This is a genomic window from Rhodococcus sp. 15-725-2-2b (assembly GCF_002259075.1).
Lineage (GTDB): Bacteria > Actinomycetota > Actinomycetes > Mycobacteriales > Mycobacteriaceae > Rhodococcoides.
Genome location: NZ_NPFL01000020.1, coordinates 396,817 through 415,262, shown reverse-complemented (window position 1 = coordinate 415,262; position 18,446 = coordinate 396,817). Strand labels below are relative to the sequence as shown.

The 18,446-nt window shown below is 65.5% G+C and carries 16 protein-coding genes; 10 read left to right on the top strand and 6 right to left on the bottom strand.

What is annotated here, in order from left to right; genetic code table 11:
• Positions 1 to 12: 12 nt before the first annotated feature.
• Together CH306_RS24720 and CH306_RS24715 are read right to left on the bottom strand one after the other, a co-directional pair.
• Complete coding sequence (locus tag CH306_RS24720) at positions 13 to 489, bottom strand: GNAT family N-acetyltransferase (protein ID WP_094648147.1); 477 nt, start codon at positions 487 to 489, stop codon at positions 13 to 15.
• The gene (locus tag CH306_RS24715) at positions 486 to 1,127 is read right to left on the bottom strand and encodes an acid phosphatase (protein WP_094648146.1); all 642 of its coding nucleotides are present in this window, start codon (positions 1,125 to 1,127) and stop codon (positions 486 to 488) included. Before CH306_RS24715 ends, CH306_RS24720 begins: the two co-directional genes overlap by 4 nt.
• 180 nt (positions 1,128 to 1,307) lie before the next feature.
• Here CH306_RS24715 and CH306_RS24710 point away from each other — a divergent pair, with 180 nt between their 5' ends.
• A complete protein-coding gene (locus CH306_RS24710; RefSeq protein WP_045195748.1) occupies positions 1,308 to 2,774 on the top strand; it encodes a DHA2 family efflux MFS transporter permease subunit in 1,467 nt (488 codons plus the stop codon).
• A 59-nt stretch (positions 2,775 to 2,833) separates the two neighbouring features.
• Positions 2,834 to 3,628, top strand: a complete 795-nt coding sequence (locus CH306_RS24705; protein ID WP_032397676.1) for a ParA family protein — start codon at positions 2,834 to 2,836, stop codon at positions 3,626 to 3,628.
• A 21-nt stretch (positions 3,629 to 3,649) separates the two neighbouring features.
• On the opposite strand, the gene CH306_RS24700 is transcribed toward CH306_RS24705, so the two are convergent.
• Positions 3,650 to 4,894: an Rv3212 family protein gene (locus CH306_RS24700; protein ID WP_094648145.1), complete on the bottom strand. Its 1,245-nt coding sequence runs from the start codon at positions 4,892 to 4,894 to the stop codon at positions 3,650 to 3,652.
• Between the two features lie 9 nt (positions 4,895 to 4,903).
• Complete coding sequence (locus tag CH306_RS24695) at positions 4,904 to 6,583, bottom strand: DEAD/DEAH box helicase (protein WP_094648197.1); 1,680 nt, start codon at positions 6,581 to 6,583, stop codon at positions 4,904 to 4,906.
• Between the two features lie 284 nt (positions 6,584 to 6,867).
• Between CH306_RS24695 and CH306_RS24690 the strand changes: the two genes are divergently transcribed.
• Positions 6,868 to 7,599 carry a ferritin-like fold-containing protein gene (locus CH306_RS24690; protein WP_032397678.1) on the top strand — a complete coding sequence of 244 codons (732 nt, stop codon included), beginning with the start codon at positions 6,868 to 6,870 and terminating at the stop codon, positions 7,597 to 7,599.
• 106 nt (positions 7,600 to 7,705) lie between these two features.
• The gene (locus CH306_RS24685; RefSeq protein WP_032397679.1) at positions 7,706 to 7,933 is read left to right on the top strand and encodes a DUF3107 domain-containing protein; all 228 of its coding nucleotides are present in this window, start codon (positions 7,706 to 7,708) and stop codon (positions 7,931 to 7,933) included.
• 73 nt (positions 7,934 to 8,006) lie between these two features.
• Here the strand turns inward: CH306_RS24685 and CH306_RS24680 are convergent, their stop codons facing one another.
• Positions 8,007 to 8,660: a TetR/AcrR family transcriptional regulator gene (locus tag CH306_RS24680; protein WP_032397680.1), complete on the bottom strand. Its 654-nt coding sequence runs from the start codon at positions 8,658 to 8,660 to the stop codon at positions 8,007 to 8,009.
• A gap of 300 nt (positions 8,661 to 8,960) precedes the next feature.
• Here CH306_RS24680 and CH306_RS24675 point away from each other — a divergent pair, with 300 nt between their 5' ends.
• From CH306_RS24675 to CH306_RS24665, 3 genes are all read left to right on the top strand, one after another.
• The gene (locus tag CH306_RS24675; protein WP_032397681.1) at positions 8,961 to 10,040 is read left to right on the top strand and encodes a DUF3152 domain-containing protein; all 1,080 of its coding nucleotides are present in this window, start codon (positions 8,961 to 8,963) and stop codon (positions 10,038 to 10,040) included.
• A gap of 93 nt (positions 10,041 to 10,133) precedes the next feature.
• Positions 10,134 to 11,300 carry an adenylyltransferase/sulfurtransferase MoeZ gene (gene moeZ, locus CH306_RS24670; protein WP_032398301.1) on the top strand — a complete coding sequence of 389 codons (1,167 nt, stop codon included), beginning with the start codon at positions 10,134 to 10,136 and terminating at the stop codon, positions 11,298 to 11,300.
• A gap of 58 nt (positions 11,301 to 11,358) precedes the next feature.
• Positions 11,359 to 12,213 (top strand): TIGR02569 family protein, encoded by an 855-nt coding sequence (locus CH306_RS24665; RefSeq protein WP_032398302.1) that lies wholly within the window; start codon positions 11,359 to 11,361, stop codon positions 12,211 to 12,213.
• Here the strand turns inward: CH306_RS24665 and CH306_RS24660 are convergent.
• The gene (locus tag CH306_RS24660) at positions 12,203 to 12,913 is read right to left on the bottom strand and encodes a FadR/GntR family transcriptional regulator (protein ID WP_032397682.1); all 711 of its coding nucleotides are present in this window, start codon (positions 12,911 to 12,913) and stop codon (positions 12,203 to 12,205) included. The two genes, CH306_RS24665 and CH306_RS24660, sit on opposite strands and share 11 nt — an antisense overlap.
• A gap of 81 nt (positions 12,914 to 12,994) precedes the next feature.
• On the opposite strand from CH306_RS24660, the gene CH306_RS24655 reads away from it, so the two are divergent.
• From CH306_RS24655 to nirB, 3 genes are all read left to right on the top strand, one after another.
• Complete coding sequence (locus CH306_RS24655) at positions 12,995 to 14,236, top strand: MFS transporter (protein ID WP_045199967.1); 1,242 nt, start codon at positions 12,995 to 12,997, stop codon at positions 14,234 to 14,236.
• A gap of 224 nt (positions 14,237 to 14,460) precedes the next feature.
• A complete protein-coding gene (locus CH306_RS24650; protein WP_094648196.1) occupies positions 14,461 to 15,864 on the top strand; it encodes a nitrate/nitrite transporter in 1,404 nt (467 codons plus the stop codon).
• A 61-nt stretch (positions 15,865 to 15,925) separates the two neighbouring features.
• Positions 15,926 to 18,421, top strand: a complete 2,496-nt coding sequence (nirB, locus tag CH306_RS24645) for a nitrite reductase large subunit NirB (RefSeq protein ID WP_094632497.1) — start codon at positions 15,926 to 15,928, stop codon at positions 18,419 to 18,421.
• Positions 18,422 to 18,446: the final 25 nt, after the last annotated feature.

Genomic DNA, 18,446 nt, shown 5'->3' with positions numbered 1-18,446 from the left:
CGAGGTGGTCGTTCAACGCGCCCGGGTGGCCAGCTCTGCCAATGCCGTCTCGGTCAGGCGGAACGTGGTCCACTCGTCCTGCGGCTCTGCTCCGAGTGATCGGTAGAACCCGATCGACGGGGTGTTCCAATCCAGAACCGACCAGACCAAACGCGTGTACCGCCGATCGACGCATTCGGCAGCCAACGCCGCGAGCAGTGCCGTTCCGAGGCCTTCTCCGCGCGCGGCGGGCTGCACGTAGAGATCCTCCAGATAGATTCCGTTGACGCCGTCCCACGTGGAGAAGTTCAAGAACCACAGCGCGCACCCCACCACCATCCCCTCGTGCTCGGCGACGTGTGCGAACACCGACGGCTGCGCCCCGAACAGCGCAGAACGAAGCTGCTCGTCTCGAACGGTGCACAGCGAGGACGACCTCTCGTACGCGGCCAGTTCGTGCACGAGAGCAGTGACGGCGGGAACATCGGCCTCGGTGGCGCGGCGAATCATCCTGGGTTTCCTTTCGGTGCCGTGACAGCGGTGAGAATCGACGGGTGCACGTTGTGCGCAACGAGCTGGCGAAACGAATGCTCGAAACCGAGCAACGAATACGCGGCGGGTGAGAGTGCGAAGCGTTTGCCCTCGGTCATGGCGGCCTCTGTCCAGCCGGCGATCAGCGCGCGCGAGAAGTGGCCGTGGCCGACCAACACGACGTCGCGGCCGCTCAACAGTGGCAGCACCACCGAAAGCACCAGTTCGACGCGCACAGCGATGTCTCCGATGGACTCACCACCCGGGCACGGATGCGTCCAGACGGTCCAGTGCGGCACCGTCTCGTGGATCTGCGTCGAGGTGATGCCCTCGTAGTCGCCGTAGTCCCACTCCGACAACGCATCCCACGTCCGGTCGACCTCCAGGCCTGCGAGCTCGGCAGTTCGACGGGCGCGCTCTCGCGGACTCGTGATCACCAGGGGATCGCGCAGCTTCAGGAGTCGGAGGAGCGATCCGGCCTCGACGGCCTGTCGCTCGCCGGTACTCGTGAGAGGGACGTCGGTGTTCCCGGTGTGCTTGCCGGCAAGCGCCCATTCGGTCTCACCGTGCCGAAGTAGAACGACTCTGCCGGCCTCGACGCCGCCGTGTGTTGTCATGGAACGATCATGCCCGCTCTCGGGATGTGGCCCTTGTCATAGGTGGCCTGCGGATGTGTCCGATTTGTCGATTGAGTACGGACCTACCGGCCGGTTACTCTCGGGGCGAATCTTCGCTGCCTCGGGCAACACAGCTCTTCCCGTCGTGCCTCACACTTCCTTCTCATCTCCTGGAGAACCATGACCGACCTGCAGAAGCCCGCGTCGTCCGATGCTCCGGAGAAGCTCGACGGCGCGTTGCTGAAGATCGCCGGTGTCGTCGTGCTCGGGGCGATCATGTCGATTCTCGATGTCACCGTCGTCAGCGTCGCACTCCGGACGTTCACCGACGTGTTCGACACCACCTACGCCAACGCCGCGTGGACGATGACGGGCTACACGCTCGCTCTGGCGACCGTCATACCTCTGACCGGTTGGGCTGCCGATCGGTTCGGGACCAAGCGCCTCTACATCACCGCGCTGGTGCTGTTCGTCCTCGGTTCGGTGCTGTGCAGCTTCGCCTGGGACATCACCTCGCTCATCGCCTTCCGGGTGTTGCAGGGTCTCGGCGGCGGCATGCTGATGCCGCTGGGCATGACGATCATGACGCGCGCCGCCGGTCCCGAGCGAATCGGGCGGGTGATGGCCGTGTTGGGTGTTCCGATGCTCATCGGTCCCATCGCAGGGCCCATCCTCGGCGGCTGGCTGATCGAGGCAGCGAGCTGGCACTGGATCTTCCTCATCAACCTGCCGATCGGCATACTCGCTCTGATCGCGGCCGTGGTGATCTTTCCCAGGGACAACCCGACTCCGTCCGAATCCTTCGACTTCCGCGGCATGCTGATGCTCTCGCCCGGCCTCGCCCTGTTCCTCTACGGCGCGTCCTCGGTCGTCGAAACCGAAACCGTTCTCGCGGTGAAGGTACTGGTCCCGGTCATCGTCGGGCTCGTGCTGATCGTCCTGTTCGTTTTTCATGCCCTGCGTGTGCAGCATCCGCTGATCGATCTACGGCTGTTCGCGAACCGATCGCTCACCGTGGCCGTGATCACCACCACGCTGTTCATGGTCGCCTTCATGGGCGCGGGACTGCTGTTCCCGAGCTATTTCCTGCTTCGCGGCGAAACGACGTTGACTGCCGGGCTGCTGCTCGCACCGCAGGGCATCGGCGCGATGATCGCGATGCCGATCGCCGGAGTGATCGCCGACAAGTTCGGTCCCGGCAGGATCGTGCTGGCGGGAATGGTGCTCATCACCGCAGGGATGGCGGTGTTCACCCAGGTCGGCACCGACACGTCCTACACCCTGCTCATCGGCGCACTGTTCGTCATGGGTCTCGGCCTCGGTTCGACGATGATGCCCATCATGACGGCCGCGCTGCAGACACTGACCGACGACACGGTTGCCCGCGGCTCGACGTTGATGAACATCGTTCAGCAAGCGGCCGGTTCCATAGGCACTGCGCTGATGTCGGTGGTGTTGACCGCTCAGCAGAAGCCCGCATCGACGGCGACCAGCCAGGTCGAGGCCTTCGACATCTCGGCCAGGGCGTTCGGAACCACCTTCATGGTCGCGCTGATTCTGATCGTCGCCACGTTCGTCCCCGCCTTCTTCCTGCCCCGAACGAAGCACGTCACCGAGCGGTCCGCGGCACCGATCGCGATGCACTGACGCGCCCGAGAGATGCCGAACCCTCGCTCATCGGCTCGATGTAAGCAAGGATCAGGGCCGTGACGACAATTCTCGCGGTAGCGAATCAGAAGGGCGGCGTCGCCAAGACCACCACGGTGGCTTCGCTCGCGGCTGCGCTGCATGCTCTCGATCGACGCGTCCTGGTGGTCGACCTCGACCCGCAGGGCTGCCTGACGTTCTCGCTCGGGCACAACCCGGACAAGCTCGATTCCTCGGTCCACGAAGTGCTGACCGGGGATGCGAAGGTCGAGGACGTCCTGATCGAGACCGCGGAAGGAATCGTGCTGCTGCCTGCGACGATCGATCTCGCCGGCGCGGAAGCGTTGCTGCTGATGCGTGCGGGTCGCGAATTCGCCCTCAAGCGGGCCCTCGCACCGATCCTCGAGGATTTCGATGTCGTCGTCATCGATTGTCCGCCGTCGCTCGGGGTACTGACCCTCAACGGCCTCACCGCCGCGCAGTCGGTGTTGGTGCCCCTGCAGTGCGAGACCCTCGCGCATCGAGGGGTCGGTCAGTTGTTGCGAACGGTGTCCGAGGTGCAGCAGATCACCAACCCCGATCTGACGCTTCTGGGTGCCCTTCCCACACTGTTCGATGCTCGCACCACGCACAGCAGGGACGTGCTCGGCGATGTCTCGGATCGCTATTCGTTACCGGTGCTCGCGCCGCCGATTCCGCGGACCGTGCGCTTCGCGGAGGCCAGTGCATCCGGCGCGACGGTACTCTCGGGCCGAAAGAACAAGGGCGCGCAGGCCTATCGAGAACTTGCCGAGAATCTGCTGGCGCACTGGGACGGCAAAGCCGATCTGAAGACCTACGATCCGGCGGAGTAGTACGAAGCCCCTGAGATCGAGTCAGCCCAGAGCGACCACGTCGGAACCGCGTTGCTCGACGACCACGTCGCCGATCACCGAGATCTGTATCGGGCCGTCGTAATCGCCTCGGTCGACCGGAATGTCGGCCGTCGAAACACCGGTGGCGAGATCGACCACCGATATGCCGTCGGGTACGGGTACGAGGAGTCGTCCGGCCATGACCGCGCCGTTCCCGAGGGCTCCGGGGACGGTCCACAGAGGGCCGAGGTTGTCGGGATCGAACGCCTGGACTCCCGCGCCGGTGAACCAGGTGAGCACCGAACCTGCTTTCGTTGCAGGGAAGTTCGGGGTAGGGGAGGAGCCTCCGGGGAGAGCGAATTCGGAGGTTCTCGCGGCCGCGTCGTCGTACAGTCCCACCCGATCGGGCGCGCCGTTGTTCGCTGGGATCCACAGCGCGACAACGCTGCCCGTGATCGCGATGATCCGCCCGGCAGTCGGTGTGTCGGATTCGGGAACGAGTTCCGGTACCACCGCTGACCCGTACTCCTCGGGTTCACTGGCGTCCTTGGGGGCAGGATTGATGAGCGACAATCGCGCGGCGGGCTCTCCCGGGCACTGTTCGAGCACGGCCGTTCGTGAGTTCGTCGACGCCGAGGACAGCAATGTGCAGCCGGTTCTCGGCTGACTTCCCGGATTGACCGGGGCGTCCACTCGGCCGTATTCGAGGGTGCGCACCAGGTCCGACCGCCACAGCTCCATGCGGGTGTCGCCCCTCGATGTCACGTAGGTGCCGTCGGAGGACAGGCGGACCGCATCGTCGGCGTCGGACGTGCGCTGCGCCTTGCGGTCTCCGGTGGCCCCGTCGAGTTCGGTGACCTGAGAGCAGCCGCGGCCGTCGCGGTAGACCGCGACCGCGGTGTTCCACGACGCGACCACCGAGCAGAGCGGGAGATCGCGTGTGTACGACCAGGATTGCTCGCCCGACCGTGGATCGCGGCCGAGGACGGCACCCCCGTCGGCGGTGACCACCGTGGATCCGGTGACGACAGGAAACGGGGTTCGCGTCGAATCCGTCGCTGCGCTCGGTGCGCGCCACAGTTCGGTGAGCGTCGTGGGCACCGCGGCGGCGGGTTCGGCTCGAGGCAGTGGCTCCTCGGCCGGGATCGATGTGGTTCCGCGAGCATCACCGGTGAACCAGGCGATGCTCGCGGCAACGACCACCACCACTGCGATGACGGCGGCGACGACGAGGTCGGTTCTCGTCCGACGTTCTGGAGCCAGCACGGCGGGAGGTTACTCCGATGCGCTCGCAGTCGACGGTCCGGCATCGGCGGACGATCCACTGGGGCGACGACGCCTACGGCGGCGCGGGGCAGTCTTGGTGGCCGTGTCGGTGGTCGCTGTGTCGGTCGTATCCGACTGTCCGGCAACCGAATCCGAGGCGGAGGTGGATTCGTTCGTGGTGGTGGCAGAGCCTGCGGCGTTGTCGCCGTCCTGCCCTGCGCGGGTGCGCCTGCGACTGCGCGAGCGGCGCGGCTTCGTCGTCGACGACGCGTCGGCCGCAGGCGCTGCGGCATTCGTCTCGCCGTCGTCGTCCGTCTTCTCCGGGGCACGCGACGGTGCCTTGCGCACGGTGCCGGTGGCATCGGTGGGGATGTCGAGGTCGGAGAACAGGTGCGGCGAGCTCGAATACGTCTCGACCGGATCCGGCATACCCAGACCCAGAGCCTTGTCGATCAACTGCCAGCGCGGGATGTCGTCCCAGTCGACGAGGGTGACGGCGATACCGGTGCGCCCTGCACGGCCGGTGCGGCCGATGCGGTGGACGTAGGTCTTCTCGTCCTCGGGGCACTGGTAGTTGATGACGTGGGTGACGTCGTCGATGTCGATTCCTCGGGCCGCGACGTCGGTGGCGATCAGCACGTCGATCTTGCCGGTGCGGAAAGCCTTGAGAGCCTTCTCGCGCTGGACCTGGCCGAGGTCTCCGTGGACCGCGCCGACCGAGTAGCCGCGCTCGGCCAGCTCGTCGGAGACCTTCTGCGCGGTGCGCTTGGTGCGGGTGAACACCATCGTCGCGCCGCGACCTTCGGCCTTGAGGACCTTGGCGACCATCTCGACCTTGTCGAGGGCGTGGGCCCGGTAGACGTGCTGGGCGGTGCGATCGTGCACGGCCGAGGACTCCGCCTCTTCGGCGCGGATGTGCGTCGGCTGCGTCAGGAAGGTGCGGGCCAGAGTGATGATGGGGCCGGGCATCGTGGCGGAGAACAGCATCGTCTGACGCTTGTCGGGGACCATGCCGAGGATGCGCTCGATGTCGGGGAGGAACCCGAGGTCGAGCATCTCGTCGGCCTCGTCGAGAACCAGGACCCCGACCTTGCCGAGGATCAGGTGGTTCTGCTTGGCGAGGTCGAGCAGTCGGCCCGGGGTGCCGACGACGACGTCGACGCCGTTCTGCAATGCGCTGATCTGCGCCTCGTACGGACGGCCACCGTAGATGGAGAGCACCTTGACGGGGCCGTTCGCGCCGCTGAGGTACTTCGACGCGTTCTCGAGGTCGGAGCTGACCTGCACGCACAGTTCACGCGTCGGCACGATCACCAGGGCGCGGGGGGTGCCGTCCAGTGGGGAGGTGCCGGAGTTGTCGGTGGCGAGTCGGTGCAGCAGGGGCACACCGAAGCCGAACGTCTTGCCCATTCCGGTGCGTGCCTGACCGATGAGATCGTCGCCCGCGATGGCGAGCGGCAGCGTCAACTCCTGAATGGCGAACGTGCGCTCGATTCCCATCTCGGACAGCGCGCGAACGATGGTGGGGTCCACGTTCAGCTCGGCGAAAGTGGGAGGTACGTGCGTGTCGTCCACGTGCGCCGACACCGTGGTGTCGCCGGTGTCGGACTCTTGGTCGATGACTGTCTTGCTCAGGGGACTGGCCTTCCTCGTGTTCGAAAGTGCGCACGAGGAAGGGCATAGGCCTATTGCCGGCCGAAGTCGATGCCCTCGATCCGATGTGATGTCGCCGTCAGCCTCAGCGCGGCCGCGGACTGCGATGTCCGCTGCGGCGAAGCTGTCGAGGCGACCCGGATCAGGTGCGCACACATTATCGATGACCGTCGCGTGCTTCTTCGGTCCGTTTCATCGGTCCGCGAGCGACGATCGAGCACCATGGTAGCTTGCCGAACGGATTTCTCCATTGTCGGCAGGTCGCGGCAGGTCCGGCGCGCGCCGAGACGACGGGTCCGACACCGGACTACGATTGCCGCATGGGAGCCCATTCGTCGGAGCCGTCGTCCGCAGTTTCACCCACCACCGTCGTCGAGTCGCCGGAAACGGACCGGGTAGACCCGGCGATCGCGCACGATCACCCCGGCATTCCGGATCTGTTCGCGGTGCTCGCCTACGGCGAGATCTCGGCGTTCTATCGCCTGGCGGAGGACGCTCGAATGGCTCCGACCATGGAGGGTCGCGTCGCGCTGGCGAGCATGGCGGCTGCGGAGATGAGCCACTTCGAGACGTTGCAGAAAGCCCTGTCGGATCGCGGTCTCGATGTCTACGCCTCGATGGATCCGTTCGTTCGCGCTCTGGACGAGTACCACGAGTCGACGACGCCGTCGACGTGGTTGGAGTCGTTGGTCAAGGCCTACGTGGGTGACGGCATCGCGGCCGATTTCTACCGGCAGATCGCGCACAGTCTCGACCCGGCCGTGGCCGAGATCGTTCGAGACGTGCTCGCCGAGACCGGACACTCGGAGTTCGTGGTGCACGAGGTCTCCGACCGGGTTCGCGCCAGCTCGCAGGACAAAGCACGACTGATGCTGTGGGGTCGTCGTCTCCTCGGTGAGGCCATCACCCAGGCGCAGTTCGTGCTCGCTCGCCGCGAGTCGCTGACCGATCTCGTCATCACCGCGTCGGGAGACCTCAACGGTGTCGTCGCACTGTTCGATCGCATGCAGGAACAGCATGCGGAGCGGATGTCCTCACTCGGCCTGGACTGACCGCACTGGGCGCTGTTCGCTGACAGCACAGGGCGTCGGGCATCCGGGGCGACACCTCTGCACTAGCCTGGCGTGAGCAGAGTTGTCGAGAGTTCGGAGGTTGACCGTGGAGGTCAAGATCGGTGTTTCGGAGAGTTCCCGTGAGCTCGTCGTGAACAGCACGCAGTCCCCAGCCGAGGTCGAAGCGCTCGTATCGACCGCCTTCGCCGGTAAGGACGGAGTGCTGTCGTTGGAGGACGAGAAGGGACGCAAGTTCTTGATTCAGGCTTCCAAGGTGTCGTACGTCGAGATCGGTCCGTCCGATGCTCGCAAGGTCGGATTCGCGACCGCCTGAGACCGCGCGGAACGAAAAACACGCCCCTCACTCGGATCGAGTGAGGGGCGTGTTGCGTTCGTGGGTCCGTTCCCTACGGTGCCTGCAGGGGAACGTGTGACAGACCGCCCCAGGCCAGCGACACCGTGGTGTCGACGGCGTCTTCCTTGGAGATCGGCCGGTCGGCTTCGAGCCAGTACCGAGCGGTGAACTGACTGGCACCGACCAGGCCGACAGCCAGTACGCGGGCCCGGTACGGATCGAGTCCGGAGTCGTGAGCAACCAGGTCGAAGACGGCGTCGACGCAGGCTTCCGTCGCCTGCTCGACGCGCGCATTGACCTGCGGGTCGCCCATCAGATCGGACTCGAAGACCAAGCGGAAGCCCTGTGTGTCGGTGTCGACGAAGTCGTAGAACGCCAGCACTGCGGCGCGAACGCGCTGCCTGTTGTCCGTGGTCGAGCGCAGGGCCTGACGGACTCCCGCGATCAGGGTGTCCACGTAGCTCTGCAGCACCGCCAGATACAGCTCGAGTTTTCCCGGGAAGTGCTGGTACAGGACCGGCTTGCTGACACCGGCGCATTCGGCGATCTCGTCCATTCCGGATGCGTGATATCCGCGGGTCACGAATATTTCGCTCGCAGCAGCGAGCAGTTGCGCCCGACGGGCATCGCGCGGCAACCGTGCGCCGCGGCGATTGCCGGTGGTGGCCGGCCGGTCGGAAGACCGCCGGTCGTCGAGATCTGTCATCAATTATGTTCCCATCCGCGTCGACAGCTGCGCTCGTCTTGGTTCGACAACGAACGGTCCGGCATGAACTTCCGGCGGGTGGCCGTCGGTTCGGACCGTTCGTAGCGCAGATCACGGGCAACGATACTCGTGGCTGCCCACACTCACGGGATCCTGGGGGACCGTTGCGAAAAGTGGGCAATACCGGATCATGTCGAGCGGTTTGTTCGTACGATGTTTTCGTACCGAAAACCCGATAGTTCCGTTCCCGGTATCGGCGTGCCGAGCAGCGGGCGGTGAGGATTGTGAGATCGTGATCGAGTGACTGACCGAGGCGGGCCGCGTATCCGCGGTGGTGTGCAGTCGGGCGGCGTCGGCGAGAGCTACGACGATCGGTCGGACGACTTCCCACGCACCGTGGGAAGTCGTGGGTCGCATCAACCGCTCCGCGCGCAGTGGGACCCGACGCAACGCGAGGTCAAGCAACGCAGTCCCAGACCGGATCGCGATATCAGGAAACAGAGCAAGCTCGGAAAGTTCGCGTCCACATACGGCTGGCGGGCGTACGCGGTTCCGATTCTGATCGTGGTGACCGCGCTCGTCGTGTTCGATGCCGTGCGTACCGGTGACCCCGTCACCGGCACCGCCGCGCAGTCCACCAATGTCGATCCCGGATTCGGCACCCTGAGTGCGGACACGACCTCGGGCACCGGAGTCATCGGCGTGCCGCCGCAGGCCGACGGCAACTTCGCGGAATCGATCTCCTCGGGTGAACTACCCGACGGTGGTCCGTTCGCGGTGCAGGGGGCCGGAACGTGGCACACCGTGCCGGGCACCACCGAGCAGGTGGGTCAGGGGACCGAGCGGGTGTTCACCTACACGGTCGAGGTGGAGGACGGCGTGGACACGGTCGGGTTCGGCGGCGACGAGTCGTTCGGCCGATTGGTGGATCAGACCCTCGCCAACCCCAAGAGTTGGACGAACGATCCACGGTTCGGATTCCGTCGAATCGATCAGGGCGATCCCGACTTCAGGATCTCGCTGACGTCGCAATTGTCGATCCGCCAGGCCTGTGGCTACGACATCCAGCTCGAGGTCTCCTGTTACAACCCCGGCATCGAGCGAGTGGTGCTGAACGAGCCGAGGTGGGTGCGTGGAGCGATCTCGTTCCAGGGCGACATCGGCTCGTACCGCCAGTACCAGATCAATCACGAGGTCGGCCACGCGATCGGCTACCAACAGCACCAACCGTGCGAGACCGACGGCGGGCTGGCTCCGGTGATGATGCAGCAGACGTTCGGGACGTCCAACGACGACATCGCGCGACTGGACCCCGCGGGAGTCGTTCCGATGGACGGCAAGACGTGCCGATTCAATCCGTGGCCCTACCCCCGAGGCTGATCGGCTGGGTTCGGGACGGGCCGGGGGATTAGATTCGAACGTGGCGTGCCGGGTATTCGGTCGTCGTGTCGAGTCGAGGAGCGTCGCTGCGTCGTGGTCCATCTCCCCCCTCTGGTCGAACCCGCGGGCGAACTGACTCCCGAGGACGTCGCCCGGTACAGCAGGCACCTGATCATCCCCAATGTGGGAACGGACGGTCAGAAGCGACTGCGCAACGCACGCGTGCTCGTCGTCGGTGCCGGGGGGCTCGGTTCACCCGCGCTGCTCTACCTCGCAGCCGCCGGTGTCGGCACCCTGGGCATCGTGGAATTCGACGATGTCGAACTGTCGAATCTGCAACGGCAGATCATCCACGGCCGATCCGACGTGGGTCGTCCGAAGGCCGACAGCGCCAGGGACTCGATTCTCGAACTCAACGACGGCGTCGAGGTGGCGCTGCACCGTGTTCGACTCGACTCCTCGAACGCGCTCGAACTCTTTCGGCAGTACGACCTCGTCCTCGACGGGACCGACAATTTCGCCACCCGATATCTGGTCAACGACGCGGCCGCCCTGGTCGGCATCCCGTACGTGTGGGGTTCGATCTACCGGTTCGAGGGGCAGGTGTCGGTGTTCTGGGACGCCGCGCCCGGTGACGCAGGCATCAACTACCGCGACCTGTACCCCGAGGCTCCGCCGCCGGGCATGGTGCCCTCGTGCGCCGAAGGTGGGGTGCTGGGGGTGCTGTGTGCGTCGATCGGGTCGGTCATGGTGACCGAGGCCATCAAGCTGATCACCGGAATCGGCGAGACGTTACTGGGTCGATTGATGATCTACGACGCGCTGGCGATGAACTACCGAACCGTCGGCCTGACTCGGGATCCGCATCGAACGCCGATCACCGAGCTGATCGATTACGAGGCATTCTGCGGAGTGGTCCCGGCCACCGAATCCACCGGAGAATCGATCACCCCGGCGGAGCTGCACGCACTGATGCAGTCCGGACGCGAGATCGCCCTCATCGACGTGCGCGAGCCGGTGGAGTGGGACATCGTCCGCATCGACGGTGCGCGTTCGATTCCCAAGGATCGAATCCTGTCGGGCGCGGTGATGGCGGAGCTTCCGCAGCACATTCCCATCGTGCTCTACTGCAAAACCGGCATCAGGTCCGCGGAGGTGCTCTCGGCCCTCGTCGGTGCCGGTTTCTCCGATGCCGCCCATCTGCACGGCGGAATAGTGGAGTGGGCCAAGCAGATCGATCCCGGTTTGCCCATGTACTGATGCGGTCCGTGTGCGCGTCGTCCGCAGTGGTGCCGCGATCGACGGTAGCGTGACGTTCGTGAGCTCTGTCGAACCTCCTCAGCACGTGATCTCTACGTTCGGGCTGCGCGATGTCGAGCCTGCACCGCTCGGTGCGGACTGGGACGGTGGATGGCGTCTGGGTGACGTCGTCCTGTCTCCGGTGGCAGACCATGCCCGAGCCGCGTGGTCGGCCAAGGTACGCGAGACGTTGACCGTCGATGGGGTTCGTCTCGCCCGTCCCGTGCGTTCGACCGACGGCCGATACGTCGTGTCGGGCTGGCGCGCAGACACGTTCGTCGCCGGCGAGCCGGAGCCCCGCCACGACGAGGTGATCTCGTTGTCGATGCGGTTGCACGCGGCGACCGCTCAACTCGAGCGACCCCGATTTCTGGTTCAGCCTCCCGTGGCCCCGTGGGCCGACGTGGACGTGTTCGTGGCTGCCGACAGGGCTGCCTGGGAGGCGGTCCCGCTGCGCTCCGCCCGCGGTGCAGGCGCACCCGAGCCGTCGTCCAGTGACGGCAAGAGCAGTCTGGAATTGGTCAAACAGCTTGCGACACTACGCAAGCCCGTCGAATCACCCGACCAGTTGGTGCACGGCGATCTGTTCGGAACGGTTCTGTTCTCCGGAAGCGAGGCCCCCGGGATCAGCGACATCACCCCGTACTGGCGTCCCGCGCCCTGGGCTGCCGGGGTGGCCGTGGTGGACGCACTTTCCTGGGGTGACGCCGACGACGGTCTGGTCGGCCGCTGGGACGATCTTCCGGAATGGCCGCAGATGCTGTTGCGTGCGTTGATGTTTCGTCTCGCAGTCCACGCGCTTCACCCGCGATCGACGTCGGAGGCCTTCCCGGGCTTGGCGCGAACAGCAGATCTGGTGCGCCTCATTCTGTGAGATCCGCTGCGCGAGCTGATAGTTCCACCGCACGAGCCGGCGATTCGGAGAGTTCGTGGAACAGTGACCTGGCGGCCTGCATCGCACGGGCTGCGTCGCCGTCGATGACCGCCGCCACGAGTGCGGTGTGTTCGTCGATGTAATCGTCGTCGTGCTCGATCGCGTGATGTCGCATGGCGTCGTGGATCACCGGCAGCAGCGAATCGTAGAACTCCAGATAGATGGCGTTGTGGCTGGCCGCGACGATGGCGCGATGCAGCCGTGCGTCGATCCGAACGGCATCGGCCAGCGGGGTGTCGTCGGACCACGCGGCGTTGCGATCGGCCAGCGCACCCAGCATGGCGCGGATGTCGGCGTCGTCGCGTCGGTCGGCTGCGAGTGCCGCCGCAGTGACCTCCAGGGTTTCGCGCAGCTCGGTGACGTCGCGGTGCCGGGCGTCCGAGAAGTACTTACCCAGTGTCCCGCCGAGGTCGGAGCACGTCATGACGAAGGTGCCCGAACCTTGTCTGCGTTCGACCATGCCTGCATGGACGAGTGCCTGCACTGCTTCGCGCACGGTGTTGCGCCCGGTACCGGTCATCTCGCACAGTTCGGGTTCGGTGGGAATCCGGGTACCCACCGGCCATCGCTGCGACGTGATCTCCTCGCGCAGTGCAGCTGTCACCTGGGATATCAGGCTCGATCGCTGGACCTGCCGCACGTGGGCTCCTCATGCCGGGGACATTGCAGCGTCGATAGTAGTACTTTGCACCCAATGATCCGGTCATCCTATGATTGCGCGGTGAGTGCGCCCACCGTCCCCGCCGGCCGAATCGTCGGTACCTCCCTCCTGCGCGGGCGAATTCTGGTCTTCTCCGCGATCATTCTGTCCGCATTGACTCTGCGCGCCGCCGTGACCTCGATCAGCCCGCTGTTCGGCAGAATCGGTACCGACCTCGAGTTCGGTGCCACGGTGATCGGCATCGTGGGCATGTTGCCTCCCGCGATGTTCGCAGTGTTCGGTTTGGCAACGCCGTTTCTCGCCAAGCGCACGGGGCTCGAGCGGGCCGCTCTGCTGGCCATGGCACTGACCACCATCGGTATGGCCACCCGCGCGTTCGCGCCGAACACCGCGTCGTTGTTGGCGCTGTCCGCGATCGCCCTCGCAGGCATGGGCATCGGCAATGTCGTCATCCCGCCGCTGGTCAAACGCTACTTCTCCGACCGGCTCGCCGTGGTGAGCACCATCTACATCTGCGCCCTGCAGGTCAGCACCATGGTGCCGCCTCTGCTGGCGGTCCCCGTCGCCGACGCCCACGGGTGGCGGCTGTCCATCGGAATCTGGGCGGTCGTCGGCCTGGCCGCAGCACTGCCGTGGCTCGGTGTCGTGGTGGCCCGACGCGGCCACGACGAGAAGGATGTGACGGCCGAGGCCGGATCGGACGCGGTGCACGTGGAGCCGAGCGGCCGAATCCACCGGTCCTCGCTGGCGTGGGGGATGGTCCTGATGTTCGCGATGACGTCCACGATCACCTATGCGATGCTGACGTGGCTGCCGACGCTGTTGATCGATGCGGGTATCGGCGAAGCCCTTGCGGGTGCGTCGGTGGCCGCATTCGGGGCGATGGGCCTGATCACGTCGCTGGCCGCACCCACTCTCTGCGCGCGGGTGCGCAACCCTTACGGCATCGTGGTGGTCGCAGCGGCGTGTTATCTCGGCGGCTTCGCGGGTCTGCACTGGTCGCCGACGGCCGGTACGGTCCTGTGGGTGTGTCTGGTCGGGCTGGGCACGATGACCTTCCCGATGTCGCTGACGCTGATCAACCTCAGGACGCGCACTGCGGTGGGCTCGTCCTCGCTGTCGGGATTCACCCAGGGGTTGGGCTACGTGGTGTCGTCGACCGGTCCGATTCTGTTCGGGCTGTTGCACACGCGGTCCGGTGGATGGGGACTTCCGTTGATACTGCTCACCGGATGCGTGGCAGTTCTGCTGGTCGGAGGGTTCCTGTGCTGCCGACCGAGGATGCTCGAAGACACCTGGTGACGCACGTCGACGTCGACGCGTCATCTCACGACGGTGCCGGTGGGCGCGTGAGACCGAGTTAATCAGCGAGTCACCGCACGCAGCGCCGCTGCAACATGGCTTTCCTATGTTCGGTTCACACACCGATCAGGAGGCCACACGTGACCAGCCTTTCTCGCAGCGCTTCGGCAGATGCCGGCTCAGCCACCACGGCGACAGTTCCACCCGGAACAGTTCCCGTCTCCGTGAACCATCACATCGCGCACTGGAATTCCGAGGACGTCGAGGCCTGGGAGGCAGGTGGCAAGCAGATCGCCAAGCGCAATCTGATCTGGTCGGTCATCGCCGAGCACGTCGGATTCTCGATCTGGTCGATCTGGTCGGTGATGGTGCTGTTCATGCCGATGTCGGTCTACGGCATCGACGCGGCGGGCAAGTTCTTCCTGGTGGCCGTCCCCACACTCGTGGGCGCGATCCTGCGGATTCCCTACACCTTCGCCACGGCCAAGTTCGGCGGGCGTAACTGGACCATCTTCAGTGCTCTGGTGCTCCTGATCCCCACCGTGCTGACGATGTACTTCATGCTCAACCCGGCGTCGTACACCACGTACATCATCGTCGCGGCGTTCGCCGGACTCGGCGGCGGAAACTTCGCATCCTCGATGACGAACATCAACGCGTTCTATCCTCAACGCGAGAAGGGATGGGCGCTCGGCCTGAACGCGGGCGGCGGCAACATCGGTGTGCCTGTCATCCAGCTCATCGGCTTGCTGGTCATCGCCACCATCGGCAACGCCGCTCCCGAGATCGTGTGCGCCGTCTATCTCGTCTTCATCGCGGTGGCCGCCGTCGGTGCCGCGTTGTTCATGGACAACCTCGACAACCAGAAGACCAACGGCCGCTCCATGATCGACGTGTTGAAGTTCTCGGACTCGTGGTGGATCGCCTTCCTGTACATCGGCACGTTCGGATCGTTCATCGGCTTCAGCTTCGCGTTCGGCCAGGTACTGCAGATCAACTTCCTCGCCGGACTCACCGACGGCGGCCCCTCGACTCCCGCTCTGCAGGCGCAGGCATCGCTGCAGGCCGCTCAGATCGCCTTCATCGGACCGTTGCTGGGATCGCTGTCGCGTCCGTTCGGCGGCAAGCTCGCCGACAAGATCGGTGGCGGCAAGATCACCCTGTACACGTTCGTGGCCATGACGTTCGCCACCGGAATTCTGGTCGCGGCCAGTACCTGGGACGATTCGACTCCCGGGGCGGCCAGCGGCACGGTGATGGTGCTCTTCGTCGTCGGATTCATCGCACTCTTCCTGCTCTCCGGCATCGGAAACGGATCGGTCTACAAGATGATCCCGGCGATTTTCGCAGCCAAATCGGTTGCACTGCAGGGTATGACGGCCGACGAACAGCAGCACTGGTCGCGCAAGATGTCCGGCGCACTCATCGGCATCGCCGGTGCTATCGGCGCTCTCGGCGGCGTCGGAATCAACCTGGTGCTGCGGGCGTCGTACTCGGGTACCGCGAAGTCCGCCACGACGGCGTTCTGGGTGTTCCTCGGCTTCTACGTCGTGTGCGCGATCGTCACCTGGGCGATCTACCTCCGCAAGACCGACTCCGCCGATGCGAACGCTCCGGTAGCCGTCTGAGGTTCCGGCACCGGCAAGAACGAAACGCACTGCACGGCAACGAAGATCGGAAGGACCCGCAATGAAGAACGCGGTAGTGGTAGGTCACGGGATGGTCGGACACCGATTCGTCGAAGCGCTGCGTGCGCGCGACGAGGCGGCCGAGTGGAAGGTGACGGTCCTGTGCGAGGAGGCACTGGCGGCATACGACAGGGTGGGACTGTCGTCCTACGTCGGTGCGTGGGACCACAAGGAACTCGCGCTGGCGGGCAACGACTATCCCGGTGACGCACTCGTCGAGATGCGCACCGGAGTACGTGCAGAGCGCATCGACCGTGACCATCGCACTGTCGTGACCTCGGCCGGGGACACCGTCGACTACGACGCTCTCGTCCTCGCCACCGGGTCCTACCCGTTCGTCCCGCCGATCGCCGGTCACGACCTGCCCGCGTGCTTCGTCTACCGCACCCTCGACGATCTGGACAGGATTCGTGCTCGCGCCGACGCCGCGGGCCCCGGAGCCGTCGGTGTGGTGGTCGGCGGTGGCCTCCTCGGTCTCGAAGCGGCGAATGCGTTGAAGAAGATGGGGATGACCCCGCACGTCATCGAGTTCGCTCCACGGCTGATGCCGTTGCAGGTGGACGAGGGCGGCGGCGCGCTGTTGGCTCGCCTCGTCACCGAACTCGGGTTGAACGTACATGTGGGAGTGGGCACGTCGTCGATCTCCGAGAACGACAGCGCCGGTCTGACGGTCGAACTTAGCGACGGCAGCAGCATCGACGCCGCGCTGCTGGTCTTCTCCGCCGGTGTTCGTCCGCAGGACCGACTGGCACGCGAGAGCGGCCTCGAGGTCGGTGAGCGCGGCGGCATCATGGTCGACATCGGTTGCAGTACATCCGATCCGGCCGTCTACGCGATCGGTGAATGTGCCGCCGTCGAGGGCCGGTGCTACGGCCTGGTCGCTCCCGGATATTCGACGGCGGAGGTGGTGGCCGACCGATTGCTCGGTGGCGCAGCGCAATTCCCGGGTGCCGACATGTCCACCAAGCTCAAGCTGATGGGCGTCGACGTCGCGAGTTTCGGCGACGCCATGGCGGCCACTCCCGGTGCGCTCGAGGTGGTGTTCAGCGATGCACCCAAGGGCACGTACGCCAAACTCGTCGTGACCGACGACGCGAAGACTCTCCTCGGGGGCATCCTCGTCGGCGATGCCTCCGCCTACTCGCTGCTCCGTCCGCTCGTCGGACGGGAACTGCCCGGCGACCCGGGTGCCCTGATCTCACCGGCAGCCGAACAGGTCGGTATCGGTGCGCTGCCCGACGACGCCGAGATCTGCTCGTGCAACGGTGTGAGCAAGGGGGCGATCTGCTCGGCGATCGCCGACGGGGCCTGCGATCTGGCGGCCGTGAAGAGCTGCACCACTGCGGGCACTACCTGCGGTGGATGCCTGCCGTCCATCAAGTCGTTGCTGGCAGCATCCGGGGTGGTGCTCTCGAAGTCGTTGTGCGAGCACTTCGCTCAGTCCAGGGCCGAGCTGTTCGAGATCGTTCGGGCCACGAACACCCGCACCTTCTCGTCGCTGATTACCAAGTACGGCACCGGAACCGGCTGCGACATCTGCAAGCCCGTCGTGGCATCGATTCTGGCGTCGACGTCCTCGGATCACATTCTCGACGGCGAGCAGGCGTCACTGCAGGACACCAACGACCACTTCCTGGCCAACATTCAGAAGAACGGCACGTACTCGGTGGTGCCCCGGATGCCAGGAGGCGAGTGCACGCCCGAGCAGCTCATCGTCATCGGTGAGGTGGCCCGCGATTTCGGGCTGTACACCAAGGTGACCGGAGGCCAGCGCATCGACATGTTCGGTGCCCGCGTCGAGCAGCTACCGGCGATCTGGAAGCGCCTCGTCGACGCCGGTATGGAATCGGGCCAGGCGTACGGAAAGTCGCTGCGGACGGTCAAGAGCTGCGTCGGCTCCAGTTGGTGCCGCTACGGCGTCCAGGACTCGGTGGGAATGGCCGTCGATCTCGAGAACCGCTACCGGGGTCTGCGATCGCCGCACAAGATCAAGTTCGGTGTCTCGGGCTGCGCGCGCGAATGCGCCGAAGCTCGGGGCAAGGACGTCGGGATCATCGCGACGGAAGGCGGCTGGAATCTGTACGTGGGCGGGAACGGCGGTCAGTCACCCAAGCACGCTCAGCTGCTGGCCTCGAACCTCGACGATGCCACCCTGGTCAGCTACATCGACCGCTACCTCATGTTCTACGTGCGTACGGCCGATCGGTTGCAGCGCACAGCGCCGTGGCTCGAGTCGCTCGATGGAGGCCTCGACCACCTCAGAGCAGTCGTGTGCGACGACAGCCTCGGCATCGGTGCGGAGCTGGAGGCCGACATGGAACGCCACGTCGCCGGGTACAAGGACGAGTGGGCGGGTGTGCTCGAAGACGACGAGAAACTCGGTCGATTCGTCTCCTTCGTCAACGCCCCGGACGAGGCGGACCCAACCATCGCGTTCGACGAGTCCGGGGCACGCAAGGTACCCGTGCTGATGGGAATGCCGCGCATCGGCGCGTGAACCGCCGAAGGAGCTGACAACCGGC